This window comes from Clostridium sp. C8-1-8 (assembly GCF_009928445.1).
Lineage (GTDB): Bacteria > Bacillota > Clostridia > Clostridiales > Clostridiaceae > Clostridium_AR.
Genome location: NZ_JAABNO010000007.1, coordinates 28,223 through 44,374 on the forward strand (window position 1 = coordinate 28,223; position 16,152 = coordinate 44,374).

Annotated in this window: 14 protein-coding genes and 1 pseudogene; 13 read left to right on the plus strand and 2 right to left on the minus strand. The window is 30.9% G+C overall.

Annotated features, from left to right (window positions below; translation table 11 throughout):
* The first annotated feature begins 131 nt into the window (after window positions 1-131).
* Entirely contained in the window at window positions 132-446 is a 315-nt protein-coding gene (locus GXK57_RS09195) for a hypothetical protein (protein WP_160674764.1), read from the plus strand.
* A gap of 237 nt (window positions 447-683) precedes the next feature.
* Here the strand turns inward: GXK57_RS09195 and GXK57_RS09200 are convergent, their stop codons facing one another.
* Window positions 684-1,775: a phage/plasmid replication protein gene (locus GXK57_RS09200; RefSeq protein WP_160674767.1), complete on the minus strand. Its 1,092-nt coding sequence runs from the start codon at window positions 1,773-1,775 to the stop codon at window positions 684-686.
* Window positions 1,776-2,225: 450 nt separating this feature from the next.
* On the opposite strand from GXK57_RS09200, the gene GXK57_RS09205 reads away from it, so the two are divergent.
* From GXK57_RS09205 to GXK57_RS09240, 8 genes and pseudogenes are all read left to right on the plus strand, one after another.
* Window positions 2,226-2,396 (plus strand): hypothetical protein, encoded by a 171-nt coding sequence (locus tag GXK57_RS09205; RefSeq protein WP_160674770.1) that lies wholly within the window; start codon window positions 2,226-2,228, stop codon window positions 2,394-2,396.
* Window positions 2,386-3,963 carry a recombinase family protein gene (locus tag GXK57_RS09210; RefSeq protein WP_160674773.1) on the plus strand — a complete coding sequence of 526 codons (1,578 nt, stop codon included), beginning with the start codon at window positions 2,386-2,388 and terminating at the stop codon, window positions 3,961-3,963. The genes GXK57_RS09205 and GXK57_RS09210 overlap by 11 nt, the downstream gene beginning before the upstream one ends.
* Window positions 3,964-4,261: 298 nt before the next feature.
* Entirely contained in the window at window positions 4,262-4,426 is a 165-nt protein-coding gene (locus GXK57_RS09215) for a hypothetical protein (RefSeq protein WP_160674777.1), read from the plus strand.
* Window positions 4,427-4,438: 12 nt separating this feature from the next.
* Window positions 4,439-5,998 (plus strand): recombinase family protein, encoded by a 1,560-nt coding sequence (locus GXK57_RS09220; protein ID WP_160674780.1) that lies wholly within the window; start codon window positions 4,439-4,441, stop codon window positions 5,996-5,998.
* A 68-nt stretch (window positions 5,999-6,066) separates the two neighbouring features.
* Window positions 6,067-6,888, plus strand: a pseudogene (locus GXK57_RS09225) (sugar phosphate nucleotidyltransferase); the annotation flags it as partial.
* Window positions 6,889-7,315: 427 nt separating this feature from the next.
* Window positions 7,316-8,437 carry an ABC transporter permease gene (locus GXK57_RS09230; RefSeq protein ID WP_160674783.1) on the plus strand — a complete coding sequence of 374 codons (1,122 nt, stop codon included), beginning with the start codon at window positions 7,316-7,318 and terminating at the stop codon, window positions 8,435-8,437.
* A gap of 16 nt (window positions 8,438-8,453) precedes the next feature.
* Window positions 8,454-9,698 (plus strand): FtsX-like permease family protein, encoded by a 1,245-nt coding sequence (locus GXK57_RS09235; protein ID WP_160674786.1) that lies wholly within the window; start codon window positions 8,454-8,456, stop codon window positions 9,696-9,698.
* Window positions 9,689-10,372 carry an ABC transporter ATP-binding protein gene (locus GXK57_RS09240; RefSeq protein WP_160674789.1) on the plus strand — a complete coding sequence of 228 codons (684 nt, stop codon included), beginning with the start codon at window positions 9,689-9,691 and terminating at the stop codon, window positions 10,370-10,372. Before GXK57_RS09235 ends, GXK57_RS09240 begins: the two co-directional genes overlap by 10 nt.
* 50 nt (window positions 10,373-10,422) lie before the next feature.
* On the opposite strand, the gene GXK57_RS09245 is transcribed toward GXK57_RS09240, so the two are convergent.
* The gene (locus GXK57_RS09245; protein WP_160674792.1) at window positions 10,423-11,415 is read right to left on the minus strand and encodes an NADH:flavin oxidoreductase; all 993 of its coding nucleotides are present in this window, start codon (window positions 11,413-11,415) and stop codon (window positions 10,423-10,425) included.
* A gap of 262 nt (window positions 11,416-11,677) precedes the next feature.
* On the opposite strand from GXK57_RS09245, the gene GXK57_RS09250 reads away from it, so the two are divergent.
* The 4 genes from GXK57_RS09250 (at window position 11,678) to GXK57_RS09265 (ending at window position 15,975) form a co-directional block, all read left to right on the plus strand.
* Window positions 11,678-12,622, plus strand: coding sequence for a metal ABC transporter substrate-binding protein (locus GXK57_RS09250; RefSeq protein ID WP_160674795.1), 945 nt, complete (start codon window positions 11,678-11,680; stop codon window positions 12,620-12,622).
* Window positions 12,623-12,675: 53 nt separating this feature from the next.
* A complete protein-coding gene (locus GXK57_RS09255; RefSeq protein WP_160674798.1) occupies window positions 12,676-13,452 on the plus strand; it encodes an ABC transporter ATP-binding protein in 777 nt (258 codons plus the stop codon).
* Window positions 13,446-14,285, plus strand: coding sequence for a metal ABC transporter permease (locus GXK57_RS09260; protein ID WP_160674801.1), 840 nt, complete (start codon window positions 13,446-13,448; stop codon window positions 14,283-14,285). Before GXK57_RS09255 ends, GXK57_RS09260 begins: the two co-directional genes overlap by 7 nt.
* 100 nt (window positions 14,286-14,385) lie before the next feature.
* Window positions 14,386-15,975 (plus strand): permease, encoded by a 1,590-nt coding sequence (locus GXK57_RS09265; protein WP_160674803.1) that lies wholly within the window; start codon window positions 14,386-14,388, stop codon window positions 15,973-15,975.
* The last annotated feature ends 177 nt before the right edge of the window (window positions 15,976-16,152 follow it).

Sequence of the window (16,152 nt, forward strand, 5' to 3'; positions counted from 1 at the left end):
CAATAAGAAGTACACCAGGGTTCTTTATAGTACATTTAATTCCTTTACAGTCAATATCTTACCTCAAAACTTGAAAATAACTTGAAAGAATTATTATAAATTAGTATCAAAGTCTAAGGAGGTATTTAGTTATGGAAATGCTAGGAGAGATGTTAATGAGACTAAAGAAGGGATGGTTTATATCAATCATGGAAACTAATAATCCATTCACTGTATGCTTAGGGCAGCAGGGAATGATATTGTATGAGTTATGTAATTCACGTAATCTTGGGGAAAATATCACAGAATATGTGATTGGACAATTTACCACTAAAGAAATTAATTTAGGCTGGTGCTGCTTTTATGAATTCCCATCCAATATACCACAAACGATGCTTTATTGTAGAAATAATGAGTTTCTAAGAAAAAGATTTGAAAAATTTTTGGAGTCAATAAAGTGTAATTAATTCTATTTACCAATCGTCACAAAAAGTAATGCTGATAAGGTTAAGAAGCATAATATGCTTGTATAATCAATAAAAACACAAATAGTCATGCTATCTAATTCTCAAAATTTGTAGCATGACTTTGTATCATATATTTTCTTCATTAGGTTATTGAAGTATGTTATAGGTTATTGGCTAATTAGTTATTGGTATTGGTTATTCAATAAAAACTTTCAGTTTTTACACATGATATATGGCTTATCCATCATCAATATAATAGTAAGGAAAACTATATTTAAGATGATTTAAATATCTAATGATCATTATAAATTCAAGATAGGAAAAAGTTAAATCACTAGGAAGATGTATTAAGGTATCTAATTTTTTAGCAGCACGAAAATAACCAAAATTAATAACTGAATTTACTTTGCCTGGAAGATAGATGCCGTTTGAATCTATCTTTTTTAATTGGTTTAAGTAGTTATTAATGGTTGATTTTTCATATTTTTTAAATAGTTCTTTTCTGCTAATTTCATTATAGTCAATTACAAAGTCAACTATATTTTTGCCAAGCCTTTTACTAAAACTATTCCTAATTTTGTATAGTAGATGACGTTTTTCATAGAAAAGGAGGTTTAGGCCTGTCCTTTTAATAAATTCATTAAAAAGTTTTTTTACAGTAATGTAATTCAAAAGTTCAGAAACAGTTCTTTTATTTTTAAGCCTATAGTACAAAGCATGTTTTTTCAATTGCAATTCAACTCTTAAAATAGATTTTGAAATCTCCTTTAATTCAACATCTACTTCAGTATAATTTTTTTGATTTGTGATTTTATAGTCTATTTCATCTTTTTTTGAATAAACATTAATGTTTTTGCTCCTTGATTTTGCTTGGTTTCCAGTTTCATATACAGTATTAATATATCCTGCATATTTTAATTTGCTCATGCAGTTTATATAAATATATTTGTCATTTTCACTAGCGACTTGATAATCAACAAAAATATCCAATCTATTGACTGACCAATTTTCAATTTTATTGAGTGCAAGATATGGTAGTACATTATCTATAGCAGTATTAATTATTTGAAATAAAATATATTTATCTTTAAAAATGAAAGGTAATACATTACTACCATTAATAACCTTACTAGCAGAAAATTGAATGCTTAAATATGAGTATTTAGGCAAATAAGAAAAATTTAGATTGTTATAACAAATAAAGAATTCGATTTCCTTATTTTTGTTAATCTTAAATCTCCAATCTTTATTTAGCAATTTATTAGTATCTAGATAAGTAATTATAAAGGCATTAATTGTATCAACACTTAAAATGTTTTTAATCAACATAAAATTCACCTCCTCTCAAAACGCTGGAGGCATTTTAGTTAATCTATTTTAAGGTTTCAAGTTTTAGATAGCGATTTTAGAAGATATTATATGTAAGTTTTAGACAAGTCGGGATTGTTATTATGAAATTATGGAATTGAGGTTGTTTTTCCTACTCTATTATTAAATTTCACAATAAGTCTTGCTAAATTTTTGAATACAACTTATACGATTGATATATTAGAGGAACTAAGTTCCACAAATATGTTCTTTTCCATATGTTTTAACTATTGTATATTGATTGTTAAACAGATCACTTGGAGGAATATTATTCCCAAAAATCCAAAAGGTTTTATTAATATTTTTATAGACACTCAAAAAATTCAGATTTTAGATGTTATGTTGAAGGTATAAGGCCTTAAATTTAAAACAATGACTTGATCAAGTCGATTTTTTGGAGGTTAATACCAAATGGCTAAGATCGACTTAAAAAGAATAAAAGTTACTGAATGTTATGAAGGGAATTTAGACATTAATGATTTAATGTTTGAAGCCATGTTAGTGTATTCTGAAAGTTTTAAAAAAGAGATAGATGAAGAAATTGAAAAATATATGGAGGAAAAGAGAGAAAATGAAAGTTAATGATTTTATTCAACAGATTAGTAAAGAGGGGTACAATACTGAAAATGTCTTTAATAGTGAGATATATAAGAAGATAAAGGATGATGATGTAAGTGTTGGTATTTATTCAAGAATATCACGAGATGTTGAGAATGATATATCTATAGAACGACAAGTTTCAACTATGACCAGATTTATTACAAACATAGGTTTAAAAAGTGGTCAGGTTAAAATATATGTAGATGATGGTGCCTCAGGGACAAATCCTAATAGACCTGGGTATGTTTCGCTCATAAATGATGCCTTGGCAAACAAAATAAATGTTGTAATAGTTGTAAGAATTGATAGATTTGGAAGATCCTTTTATCATATATATAATACTTTATATGATATATTTTACAAGTCATCAACATTATTCCTATCAATAAATGATAAGTTAATAAATACAGAAAGCGAAGTAATGGAAATCTTAGAAGAAGGGCTAATTGCAGAGAAATATGCAAAAAAAGTTTCAAGAGATGTAAAAGATGCTCTTAAAGAAAGAATGTTAGACGGTACATACATAGGGGGCGGCCTTTATGGATACAAAGTTTTGGAGCAGGAAGGAATAGACGAAAATGGATTTAAGCAGCGGAGGAGAGCATTGTTAATAAATAGTGATGGTTCATCAGATGTTATTAGAAAGATATTTTCATTATACCTTAGTGGACAAGGTTATGAGAAAATAGCCAATCAACTTCAATCTAACGGCATAGTTTCGCCTACAGGTGAAAAAATTTGGTGGGGAAATACTATTAAGATGATTTTAGTAAATCCCTTATATGGCGGACTTATGGCACAAGGTCGCTATAGAAAACATAATTATCTTAATAAAAAGGTAAGCAAAACTAGAAAAGAGGATTGGATAATTTCAAATGAATTTGAAGGGATTGTATCTAAAGAAATTTATATTGAAGTGCAAAAACAAATGGAGGTGAGGAAAGAAAAATATAGATACAAGGCAGATAAACCGCATATACTTTGTGGGATAATGCGATGTGGTGAGTGTGGTAAGACACTAATTTATAAAGGTAATGGAAATTACAAGTGTCTAGGGTCTCAAGATGGCTCTGGATGCAGTACACATTTGATTAAAGAGAATGAAATGTTAAATATAATCAGTATTAAGTTAAAAAATTTTTCTATTGATGAAGAATCCATGTTTAATAGGCTTGTTGATAATTACGAGAGAATAAACAATATTAAACGTATAGATAGATTAATTGATAGCAATGACAGAGAAATAGTGAACTTTAGAAAAAAGATAATAGATTGCCATTCTCAAAAATTTGATGGAAAGATGGATGAAGAAACATATGAATTTTTATTATATCAATATCAGCAGTCTATACAGGATTTAAAAAGAAGAAATAATGATTTAGCGGTTAAAAAAGACATTATACCAATAGTTAAAGGAAAGTTTGAGGAAGTATATGAAAGGTACAAGAACTTTGAATTAATTGACAATTCCATTTTAAGGCTTCTTATAAAAGAAATAAAAGTATATCAGTATAAAGGAATTGAAATATTATGGAATATTAAAAGATAACTAAATATAATAAGCATTATTAGGCTATTATAAATTAGAATTAGAGAGAGGTTGTTATGCTTATAGATGTAGCAATTGAATATATGATTTTTGTAGTAAAGTGGTAGTAATTATACCACTTTATTTTTTTATTATATTTGTAGTGGATAGATATAGTTTTCAGTTTATATATCTAAAGAAACAGTTTAGTAGATAAAATTATATAACAGTAATTAAATTGATTAATATAGAAATATAGGAAATCATTATCAAGTTAGAACATATTATGATATTGAGAGTAATATATTGGGGTTTTTATATGCCAAAAGAAACTATAAAGGTTATATATAATTATGGAGAAGATAACTTCAAGGACATAATAGGAAAGATTGTAAAAACTAAGTTACTACTAGATGATAAAGATAAAGAATTACAGTATAATAAAAATAATCACATAACTACCATCCACAAACAAGAGATTTGAGGTGTGGATGGAATGAAAAAAGTATGGAATGTGGCTATATATGCCCGTGTATCAAGCGACAAGAAAGAGCAGCAGGAGTCTATACCTGCTCAGGTGGAAAGCCTGAAGAAATGGCTTATTGATAAAAGTAAACTGGATACTGAAGTTATATACAATCTTGTTGAAGTGTACGAAGATCAAGGATTTTCTGGATCGAATTTTGAAAGAGATAGTTTCATAAAGATGAAGGGGGACATTGAACAAGGTAAAATAAATATGGTATTGACTAGAGATTTATCTCGCTTTGGTCGTAACTATATAATGGCTGGTTATTATTTAGAAGACTTTTTTAAAATCAATGGAGTTAGGTTTATATCAACACTAGATGCCGTTGATACATTAGAAGAGGTCAATGATATTATACCATTTAAAAATATATTAAATGAAATGTACATCAAAGATTGTTCAAGGAGAGTAAAAGACGCTCTGAAGCAGCGTATGATTAGAGGATCTAGTATTGCAAGTAAGGCCCCCTTTGGATATAGGCTACAGGAAGAATACAATGGCAACATTAAAACTATTACTTTAGTATCAGCAGAAGATGAAACCAGTGACACAGTTAAAGAAATCTTCAAATTGTACTTAGGAGGATGGGGTGTTGGTAGAATAGCCACATATTTAAATAGTAGAGGCATTCTTCCACCATCAAGCAGACTTGAGAATTTCGGAAGATCAAAGTTCGGGATATGGACTAATAACGGTGTTAAGTCTATTCTAACAAATCCCAAATATGCGGGTATCATGGTACAAGGAAGATGGAAAAAAGTTAGTTATAAGGTCAATAAGGTTAAAGTTACTCCCGAAAGTGAATGGATTTATGGAGGTCAATTTGAAGGGATAATATCAAAGGAGGTTTTTGAAGAAGTTCAAAAACAAATTAAGGCTAGAGCGAAAAATCTCAGATACAAAGATGGAGAAGTACACCTATTTTCTTCAATCCTAAAGTGTGCTGAATGCGGTGGCAGTATGTCATTTCGTAAGAAATACAAGGGTTATAAATGCACAAATTCGCAGATGGGTGGCGGACGCTGTACCACACACTCAGTAAAGGAAGAGGACTTGAAAAATATTATAACTAAGGATCTTCATAGATATGTAGAATATATAAATAAAGATGAACTATATGATGGTGCAAGAGAACTTGCTAATAAGACTACTGGTCTTAGTAATACCCTAAAAAAAATAGAAAGCGAGTTAAACAAACTGGATAGGCAGTTTGAGAAGTTGTATATGGATAAACTCAATGACTTGATTAATGAAAGGAACTTTGAAATGATTATAAAGAAAGTTCAAGCGAGGCAAGAGGAATTGTCACAGAAAAAACAGGAGATTGTCGAGCAAATAAGTTCAAATAATAGCCCACAAAAGGTATATGAAGTGTATGAAGGTAAAATAAATAGGATATTAGGCTTTCAGCAATTTGATAGAATGATACTAGAAAGTTTGATTAATAATATTGAGGTATCAGAGGATAAGAAAACTAGGGAAAAGAGGATTACTATTAATTATAAATTCAGGATGCCTAATGGCTAGAGGCTGTGGAATGCTTGAAAAATCAAGCGTCTCAATAAGGTAATGATTGTAAAAAGACCAATAAGGTGAATAAAGAGACCGCTACCTGCATAGGTCTAGCAGCAGTCAAGTTATTGAAGAAAGACAAGGATGCTGTGATGATAGTATTACCTTCTGACCATCATATAGAAGGTGAGAAAAACTTCTTAGACACCTTAACACAGGCAGTAGAAATAGCTGACAGGAGAAGAGGAGTGGTAACTTTAGGAATAGAGCCAAGTAGACCTGAAACAGGCTACGGTTATATAGAAATGGGTGAAAGAGTTGGAGGAAATATAGCTACTTTTAAGGTTGCTAGATTTACTGAAAAGCCGAATGTAGAAGTAGCTAAGGATTTTATTTTAAAAGGAACTTATCTTTGGAATAGCGGCATGTTTGTTTTTAGAGCAGATGTTATTTTAAGAGAAATGGAAAAGTATCTTCCTAAGATGTACAGAAGCTTGATGGAAATATATAAGAATGTAGATACGGAAAACGAGGCTAGTGCCATAGCTGAACAGTATGCTTTGATAGATGGTATCTCTATAGATTTTGGAGTAATGCAAAAAACAAGAAAGGCTTACGTGCTAAAAAGTGATTTTCTTTGGGATGATATAGGAAGCTTTAGCGCTTTAAGCAGATTCTTAGGCAACCATAGAAGCAACAGCATTTCTCAAAATGTATTTTTGGAGGAATGTGAAAACTGCTCTATATTTGGCAGTAAAAATCTTATAATCGGATTCGGAATAAAAGACTTAGTAATAGTTGATGCAGGCGACGTTATACTGGTTATGGATAAGGATAAGGACCAAGAGATTAAACATCTTTTAAATACCATAAATCAGGATGATAATTATAAGGAATATATTTAATTTAAAAGGGCAGCCATGATGGCTGCCCTTTTATTTTTACTGTTCAGGCTAGTAAAAATACTTCTAGCTAAACTCAGCAACTTAAAGGGTTTACAGAAGTTAGTTAATATAAACAGTAAAAAGGAATTGTTATTAAATAAATTAGTAACCAAGTATTTTTAAAATATTTCTGTAATTTTATAGTTTGAATAGATGATTTAGCAATAAAATATGGCTTATAAATTCATAAATGAAATTATATTACATAATTATTAGTACATAATAGTGTCCAGCATGTTTTTTTGTAGAAAAAAATATTAATATAGCGACATAAAACAACAGTGAAATAAAAAAATACATGTTAATATAGTTAGGTGTTTGTTTACAATAAGGATTATATTTAGAAACATAATATAGCATATTCTAACAAGGTTAAGGAGTATATAATTTGTTAAAACAAGTATTTAAGAATATAAAGACTTACAAGGGTATAGCTTTAGTATTTATTATAATATTAGCTATTTGTCAGCTTTCAATCACTCTATTTGTAGTAGGATATAAAAATACGGTTGAGGGATTGAAGAAAGAAAATAATGGTTTGGAGAAGACGTCTATAGACTTTTATTACGGAAGTGGCTTGAAGGACAAAAGTTACCTTCTTAGTGTATTTGATTCTATCGACCAGGCTATGCAGTATAGATTAAAAGCTAATGTTTCTTTAAATAATCTAGATGGAAAACCTCTATTATATGTGGATTTGTATAAGAATAATAAGCCTATAGTACCAATACCTGTAGTTGAGGGCAGCAACTTTACTTGGTCAGATATAAACAACGGCGATTCTATACTTATAGGTAAAGCACTATACAAACAAATAGGGTTAACTAGTAATAACAATACGCTGAATATATTAGGAAAGACCTACAACATAATAGGTGTTATGGGAAATGAAAAATATAAGACTAAGTTAGATTATTGTGTAATTTTAGCTTGTAGCAAGTTAAACAATGATTTAGCTAACGAGATACTTAAAAATAATGATTTTGAAATGATTCTAAATGGAAATGGCAATGAGGTATCAATTGCAAAATATATAAGTAATAAAATATATGAAAAGGAGGAAAATCCTCAGGTTGAAGTAAAAGATATGGATAGTAATCAAGATATTTTACTTAATGCATTTGGAGATAATTCGTACTCTGTAGTATTGATTATAATGACCTATGCCTTAGCTATATCAGCTTGTATATATATTACTAATTATATGATTAAGGTCATGGAAGCTAAGTTATCTATAAGAATAGCTTTCGGAGGAAGTATTGCTAATACGATTAGCTTTGTGCTTCTTAACGTTTTATTGCTGTCGATGATAGCAACAGGTATTGCTATAGTTGTACTTTTAATTATTAATTCTTATTTATCAAATATAATTGAAGTAAGCTTCGGGTTATACTTGGATAATTTAATGATTTCAGCAATTTTATGCGTGATTAATAGCATACTTATTGTAGGAGTAAATTTATTTAATATTCTAAGGATAAATCCTTCATTGAATATTAATAAGCTCTAAGATTTAAGGAGGAAGAATGAGAAGCTTATTATTTAATTCTATTAAAAAAAGAAAATTCAGTATAGGGTTTATGCTAATAAACCTAATTATAGCTGTAATAATTATGTATGATTTGTTGCATATGATGAAAATGAATGATTTACAAAACAACATAATAAAAAATTATGTTGATTTAGATACTACGATTCTGCTCCAGTATGAGGAGTATAATAAAGATTTAAAGGATATGAAAAAAGACTTAGATAGTATAAGTGAATTTTTACATAATAAAGATGTTAGGAATGGAGGCTATGCTTATACAAACTATCAATTTAAAGAGTTAGCAAGTAATAAAAACTACATAGCTCTAAATGATAAATTGTGGAAGAATGAAGCATTAGGCTTAAAACCCATGGCATCTAAGCTATTATACCTGGATAAGGATATAGTAAATATGATGCCTGATAAAGATAACAAAGTTAAACTCTTATATAGCAAGTCTTTTGATTATGTACCAGTGGTAGTAGGAGCAGCTTATAAAGATATATTCAATATCGGACAAGAGTTAACAGATGTTGAAGGAGTTAAGTATAGGATAATAGCTTTCTTAGACAAGGATGCTAGTTGGATTAGTGCAGGAGACTTTTATAGACAGATACCTAAAAGTTTAAACGATTATTTTATAGTTCCATACAATACAAAAACCGACTTTCAGTCTTTTGCTGTTACGTCTATAGGAAAAAACTATATAGTCGAAGCTAAGGATAAAGCAAGTGCTGATAAGGTTACTGCTGCTTTGCAAGAGTTCGCAAACCATAGAAAAATTAATATTAGCCCATTAAGTACATATAGTCTTTTGCTTGATGTAAAGCAATCTAGGCAGGAATATATAAGATATATGAGTGCAATAGCATTAATAGTAATTGTTTTTGTAACTGTAATTGCTTCTTTGTCTATGATTATTTCTATAGATGAAAGAAAGGCTGATATTGCCGTTATGATAACTCAAGGCGCTAGCAATAAGTTTTTATCAACTTATGTATTTATTGAAAATACAATTATATTTTTGTTGGCATTAATATTAGGGTTTGTTTTGAACTTTTTATGTAAGAATGATAAGGTGTTGTTCTTGTTTACTTATAAGAATATAGAGTTTAAACCTATACTTATGGTTTCGGGTATATTTCTAGCCGTATGTTTCTTTTCAACATTATTACCTATAAAAAAAAATTCTAAGTATAAATCCAAGCAAATTGATTATGGAGTGATAACATGGCTATAGAATTAAGAAAGATAAATAAAACTTATGGTGCCCCAAATAGCAGGTTTAAGGCATTAGAAGACATAAATCTAATTATAGAAGATGGAGAGATGGTAGCAATAATGGGACCATCTGGCTCTGGAAAAACTACTTTGTTAAATATTATAGGGCTTATGGATAAACCTACGGAAGGTACTTATATGCTGGATGGAGAAGATACCTCAGGCTTTAAAAATCTAAAGCTTTCAAAATATAGAAATAAAAATATTGCATTTATATTTCAAAACTTTGCGCTTATAAACAATGAAACAGTACTTGATAATGTTATATTACCTCTAAGTTTCAGAAAGCTGAAATCTGGCATAAAGAAAAAAATAGCTAATGAGGCAATAGAAGCAGTAGGCTTAAGTGACAAGGTAAAGAATAAAATTAAGGAGCTCTCTGGTGGACAAAAACAGAGAGTGGCTATTGCAAGAGCTATAGCATCTGATGCTGATATTATTTTAGCTGATGAACCAACAGGAGCTTTAGATAGAAATACTGGAAGAGATATCTTGGAAACACTTAAGCAGCTAAACCAAAAGGGGAAGACTATAGTAATCATAACTCATGACATATCTGTTGCAGAGTTTTGTGATAGAACTATCTACATAGAGGACGGAAGGATAATAAAAGAAGAAGCAATCTCTGTTTAAGAGTTGCTTCTTTTCATTAAAAGGTAATTGTGTTGACTAGGAACAGTATATTACTTTAGGCTCTCTATAGCATTCTTTGCCCAGTCAGAATCTTTAAGTATAGGTCTTCCTACACCTATCAAGTCGGCCTTCTCATTTTCCAATAGCTTTTCAGCAGCTGCGCCGTCAACAACTCCACCAGTTAGTAGTATTGGAGTAGATACGACCTTCTTAAGTTCTTCAGTTACAGGGTAGAAGTACCCTTGTTCGTTAAAGTCAGGAACAGTGAAACCTCTAAAACCACCTGATATATCTAATATAGAAATTCCAGCCTTTTCAAATTCCTTTGCAGCAACCTTAGCGTCTTCTAATTGGCTGCCACCAGCTGTATAGTCTAATGCTCCTAATCTAAGAAATACAGGGAAGTCTTGTCCTACAGCTTCTTTTACTGCCTTTATTACTTCTAGATGAATTCTTATTCTATTTAATATATCACCGCCATATTCATCAGTTCTCTTATTAAATATTGGAGAGTAGAACTGATTAAGTAGATAGCCATGGGCTGAGTGAATTTCTACAGCGTCAAAGCCAGCTTCTTTTACTCTTCTTGCAGCTTCTGCAAAGTCAGCTACTACTTTTTTAATATCTTCCTTAGACAGTTCTTTAGTTACGATTTTAGTGTATGGATTCTCAATAGCAGAAGGGGCTTCTGGAGTTGATCCTGTTATCTCTTCCTTTGTAGAGCCACCTGCATGATTTATCTGCATAACAGCTTTAGAGCCATTACTTTGAATAGTTTTTGCAAGCTTTTTTAGAGGTTCTATATCAGAATCCTTTGAGATTGAGAGTTGGTGGTTACCAGCTTTTCCTGCTTTTGAGATATAACTATGCTCTATGATTATTAATCCTATATATCCACCTTTGGATTTTTCATCATAGTATTTTATTATATCTTCTGTTAGTTCCCCATCTGCTCCAGCCTTTGAGGTTGCCATAGGAGGCATTACCAAACGATTAGATAAATTTAAGGAACCTATTTTTAATGAATTAAGTAAAACTGCCATAAATATCCCTCCTAACTTGTATACGATTTAATTATATACTATTCAGATAAGAAAAGTATATAAAGATATATAATTTCCATACGGTAATAAAGTATTTATTGTAAAGTAGTACATTTGTGATGGATATTTTTAGAAATAAAGTATTCTATTTAAATTTCCATTTATTTATAAAAAAATCTTGCATAAATAGAGATTATAAATTATATTAATAAATAGAGTTGCAAATGCAAAGCATTCGCATAAAAACGCAGGGGGATTGTAAATGAATAAAAGTATAATTAAAAAAGCTTTAGGATTAATGGCTCTAGTGAGTTTAAGTGCATCAGTTTTTGTTGGTTGTGGAAGCAAGAGTACTGGAAATAGTTCTAGTGCCCAAGGTGAACATAAAAAGATACAAGTATATACTAGCTTTTATGCAATGTATGATTTTACTAAGAAAGTTGGTGGCGACAAGATTAACGTAACAAACTTAGTTCCTTCAGGAACAGAGCCTCATGATTGGGAACCAAGTACAACGGATGTTGCAAACCTAGAGAAGGCTGATGTATTGGTTTATAGTGGTGCTGGTATGGAGCACTGGATAGATAAAGTATCTAAAACCCTTAACAATGAAAAACTTATAAAGGTTGAAGCTTCCAAAGAAGTAAAGCTAATGGATAATCCAGAAAAAGATGAGGCTGATTTAAAATATGATCCTCATGTATGGCTTTACCCGATGAATGCAAAGAAAGAAATGAAGGCAATAAAGGAGGAATTAGAAAAGGCTGATCCTTCAAACAAGGATTATTATGAAAGCAATTATGAGGAAAATGCTAAAAAGTTAGATGACTTAGATAAAGAGTTTAAAGATACAACTTCAAAGTTTAAGAAGAAGGATATAGTTGTAGCTCATCAAGCCTTTGGGTATATATGTGCCACTTATGGACTTAATCAGGTTCCTATAGAAGGTTTACAGGCTGATGCAGAGCCTACAGCTGCAAAGATGGCAGAAATAGCTGAATTCGCCAAGAAAAATGATGTTAAGTATATATTTTATGAAGATTTAATAAGTCCTAAGGTTTCACAAGCTATAGCTAAGGAAATAGGAGCAAAAACAGAAGTTCTCAATCCATTAGAGGGACTTGATGATGAGGATATAAAGGCAGGAAAAGAATATTTCTCAGTAATGAGGGACAATCTCAAAATGCTAAAAAAGGCATTGGAGTAGCAAATAGCTAAAAATAAATCAGTATCTACTGAAGTTAATTGGGAGAAAAAAACATGAAGGAAGTTGTCAAGGTTAAAAATCTAAGCTTTAGTTACGGAGCATTACCTATCTTAAAAAATATAAGTTTTAAAGTTAATAAGGGAGAATTTATTGGTATCATAGGAGCTAATGGTGAAGGCAAGAGTACTTTGATGAAGATATTGACTAGAACTTTAGTAAGTAACACTGGAGAAATTCAGCTTTTAGATGAGAAGCTAGAAGCCTTTAATGCTTGGGATAGAGTAGGATACCTATCCCAAAAAGCAACTTCCTTTAACTTAAGCTTTCCTGCAACTGTTGAAGAGGTAGTTGGTGCCAATTTATATAAAAAAATAGGTTTATTTAAACGTCCTAATAAAAATCATAAAAGAATGATAGCTGAGGCTCTAGATAAAGTAGGCATGACTGGATATGAAGCTAGAATGATTGGTGCACTTTCAGGGGGACAGCAGCAAAGAGTGTTCATAGCGAGAATGCTGGTAAATCAACCAGAAATACTTCTTTTAGATGAACCTACTATTGGAGTAGATGCAAAGTCTCAAGAAATAATTTTATCTTTAGTCAGAAAGTTTAATAGAGAAAATGGCATCACGGTTATAATTATCTCTCATGATATGAAAGCCATAGATGAGTACTGTAATAGAGTGCTAATACTAAAGGATGGAAGAATAAAACAGAGATTTGAAGAGGACAATATAGGACCAGGGGAAAAAGAAGAACAGTCAGTAGATTATTCTTCGGATGGAATTATTATAAAAACCTATTTAAGGACGGAGAAGGATATATGTTAAGTATTTTTAGTTATGATTTTATGATAAAGGCCTTTGTAGTAGGCATATTAATTTCAGTGATAACCCCATGTATAGGGTTGACCATTGTACTTAGGAGATTTTCTATGCTTGGAGATGCTATATCACATAATTCCTTAGCTGGTGTAGCAGGAGGACTTATTATGGGAATTAATCCGGTACTTGGTGCCATAGCTTTTTCTGTGCTTTCTACACTTGCCATAGAAAAGATAAGAAAATCCTTCTCTAAGTATTCAGAAATAGCAATAGCAGTAATAATGTCAACAGGAATTGGACTTGCAGGAGTTTTATCTGGCTTTGTAAAAAATACTGCCAATTTTAATAGTTTTCTTTTTGGAAGTATAGTTGCAATAGAAGATTTTGAGCTTAAGCTAGTGATTGGGTTAAGTATTGTGGTTATAATAGCAGTAGTTGCCTTGTATAAAGAATTATTTTATATGAGCTTTGATGAAGAGGCAGCAAGGCTTGCGGGCATACCTGTAAGAACTATAAATTTTGTATTTATGATATTAACCGCTTTAACAATCTCACTAGCTTCTAGGACTGTAGGGACTTTAGTTGTATCCTCCCTTATGGTTTTACCTGTTGCTTGCGCAATGCAGATAGCTAAGAGCTATAAAAAGACAATGCTTTTTTCAATACTTTTTGCTATTAGCTTTACCGTAATAGGTCTTTATCTATCCTACTATTGCAATTTGAGACCAGGTGGAACTATAGTGCTTACAGGGGTAATTAATCTTGTTGCAATAATCATTACAAAGAATGTAATTAATGCATTTAGAGTTAAAAGAGAAGAAACTTATAAAACAATATAAAAAATTAGTCTATTATTAAAAAGACTGCCATATATTTATTAAAAATATCTTAGACCAAACTTTTATAGGATAATAAATAGTTAAACTAAGGGTGGGATTTATGAAAACAAATATAATTCTAGTTACAGGTTTTTTAGGAGCAGGAAAGACATCATTTATAAATGGCTTATTAAGAGAAGCTTATAAACATAAATCTAGGGTAGTTGTTATACAGAAAGAAAAAGGTGAAGCAGTGATTAATTCTGAATATATCAATGCTGCTTCTATAAATGTAATAGACCATGAAAAAGATAAATCTATAACAGTAGAGTATTTGGAGGGAATAATTAAAAAATTCTTGCCGGATACTTTGGTGATTGAGTGTAATGGCTTTGATAAGCTTGAGCCTGTAATAAATATTATAGATACAAGGCAGGTACGAAAGGTGAGTTCTTTGAGTAATGTTATCAATATAGTAGATGCAAAGGCCTTTAAAATGTATTTTACTAATTTGAAGAGCAATACCATTGAACATATTTCTAACTGCGATCTATTGGTTATAAATAAAACATCTGGTGAAGAGGAAAAAGATGCCTTATATATAGAGAAAGTAGCTAAAAAAATAAATAAGAATATAAAGGTTCTTATAGGAATTGAGGATGAGACAAACAGTTTAGAGGTATATGAGAAAAGTACAAGGGTAAATAAGTATTTAGAGTTTAATATTTTAAACTTAACAATATGGTTTCTTCTCGCAGTTTTCTTAGGATACTTTAGTTTTTTCTTAACGAAGTGGACAAGTACCTCGGACTTTAACTTTTCAAAAGTGCAAATATTTAGTACTGTGTTCTTAAGCATACTAATACAGGCTGTACCTTTTATATTGGTAGGGGTTCTTTTCTCTTCGATAATTCAAGTCTTTGTAACTAGCGAGGTTTTAGGAAGGTTTTTCCCGAAGAACCCCATTCTAGGTTTTCTGTTTGCCTTGATCAGTGGAGTGGCCTTACCGGTATGTGATTGTGCAATAGTTCCAGTTGCATCTAGGCTTATCAAGAAAGGAATACCACTGCCCATAGCTATAACTTTTATGCTTGCAGCACCAATAGTTAATCCCATAGCAATAGCTTCTACCTTGTATGCTTTCCCAAATCAACCTACCACAGCATTATATAGAATATACTTTGGAGCAACTGTAGCTTTCTTTGTAGGACTTATATTTTATATTTTCCCTGAAAAAGATGTAGCTTTAGATAGCTTTGACAGCTTAGCCCAGTGTGAGTGTGCGGTATGTAGTGATTATTATGGTGGAACCAAGGGGATTGTAGAAAAGTTAAAAGCTATTTTTAAGCATTCAAGTATGGAGTTTTTTCAAGTTGGAAAGTTTCTAATAATAGGAGCATTTCTTTCATCGTTGCTACAAGTTATGGTACCTAAAGACATCATCTTTAACTTAGGAGGAACTACAATAACCTCTCTGCTTGTTATGATGTTAGCTGCCTTTATACTGTCAGTATGCTCTACCTCTGATGCATTTATAGCAAGAACCTTTATTAATCAGCTACCTTTTAGGTCTGTTCTTGGATTTATGGTAGTAGGACCAATGATAGATATAAAAAACCTATCAATGCTATTAGGAAACTTTAAAAAGAGATTTGTACTTAAGGTAGTAGTACTCATCTTCTTTGTAGCATTTATAAGACTAACTATTTAAAGTATAAGCAAGGTTTTATAAAGCAACTTAACAGAACAAAACATAAAGAAGCTTTAAGTTTAGACGTTACTAATCAGCTTGATTAAATTACGTGAGTGATTATATTATAGCCACTAATAATGTTAGGCCAATAATTGATATTGAAACGTCGCGTTCAATAGTTGAAGTTATATGTGC

Bases quoted from the DNA above. Each gene is read 5' to 3' on its own strand.
- GXK57_RS09250 (WP_160674795.1), top strand. From the start codon at position 11,678: ATGAATAAAAGTATAATTAAAAAAGCTTTAGGATTAATGGCTCTAGTG.
- GXK57_RS09240 (WP_160674789.1), top strand. From the start codon at position 9,689: ATGGCTATAGAATTAAGAAAGATAAATAAAACTTATGGTGCCCCAAAT.
- GXK57_RS09200 (WP_160674767.1), bottom strand. From the start codon at position 1,775: ATGTTGATTAAAAACATTTTAAGTGTTGATACAATTAATGCCTTTATA.
- GXK57_RS09255 (WP_160674798.1), top strand. From the start codon at position 12,676: ATGAAGGAAGTTGTCAAGGTTAAAAATCTAAGCTTTAGTTACGGAGCA.
- GXK57_RS09265 (WP_160674803.1), top strand. From the start codon at position 14,386: ATGAAAACAAATATAATTCTAGTTACAGGTTTTTTAGGAGCAGGAAAG.
- GXK57_RS09220 (WP_160674780.1), top strand. From the start codon at position 4,439: ATGAAAAAAGTATGGAATGTGGCTATATATGCCCGTGTATCAAGCGAC.
- GXK57_RS09210 (WP_160674773.1), top strand. From the start codon at position 2,386: ATGAAAGTTAATGATTTTATTCAACAGATTAGTAAAGAGGGGTACAAT.
- GXK57_RS09235 (WP_160674786.1), top strand. From the start codon at position 8,454: ATGAGAAGCTTATTATTTAATTCTATTAAAAAAAGAAAATTCAGTATA.
- GXK57_RS09205 (WP_160674770.1), top strand. From the start codon at position 2,226: ATGGCTAAGATCGACTTAAAAAGAATAAAAGTTACTGAATGTTATGAA.
- GXK57_RS09195 (WP_160674764.1), top strand. From the start codon at position 132: ATGGAAATGCTAGGAGAGATGTTAATGAGACTAAAGAAGGGATGGTTT.
- GXK57_RS09245 (WP_160674792.1), bottom strand. From the start codon at position 11,415: ATGGCAGTTTTACTTAATTCATTAAAAATAGGTTCCTTAAATTTATCT.
- GXK57_RS09215 (WP_160674777.1), top strand. From the start codon at position 4,262: ATGCCAAAAGAAACTATAAAGGTTATATATAATTATGGAGAAGATAAC.
- GXK57_RS09260 (WP_160674801.1), top strand. From the start codon at position 13,446: ATGTTAAGTATTTTTAGTTATGATTTTATGATAAAGGCCTTTGTAGTA.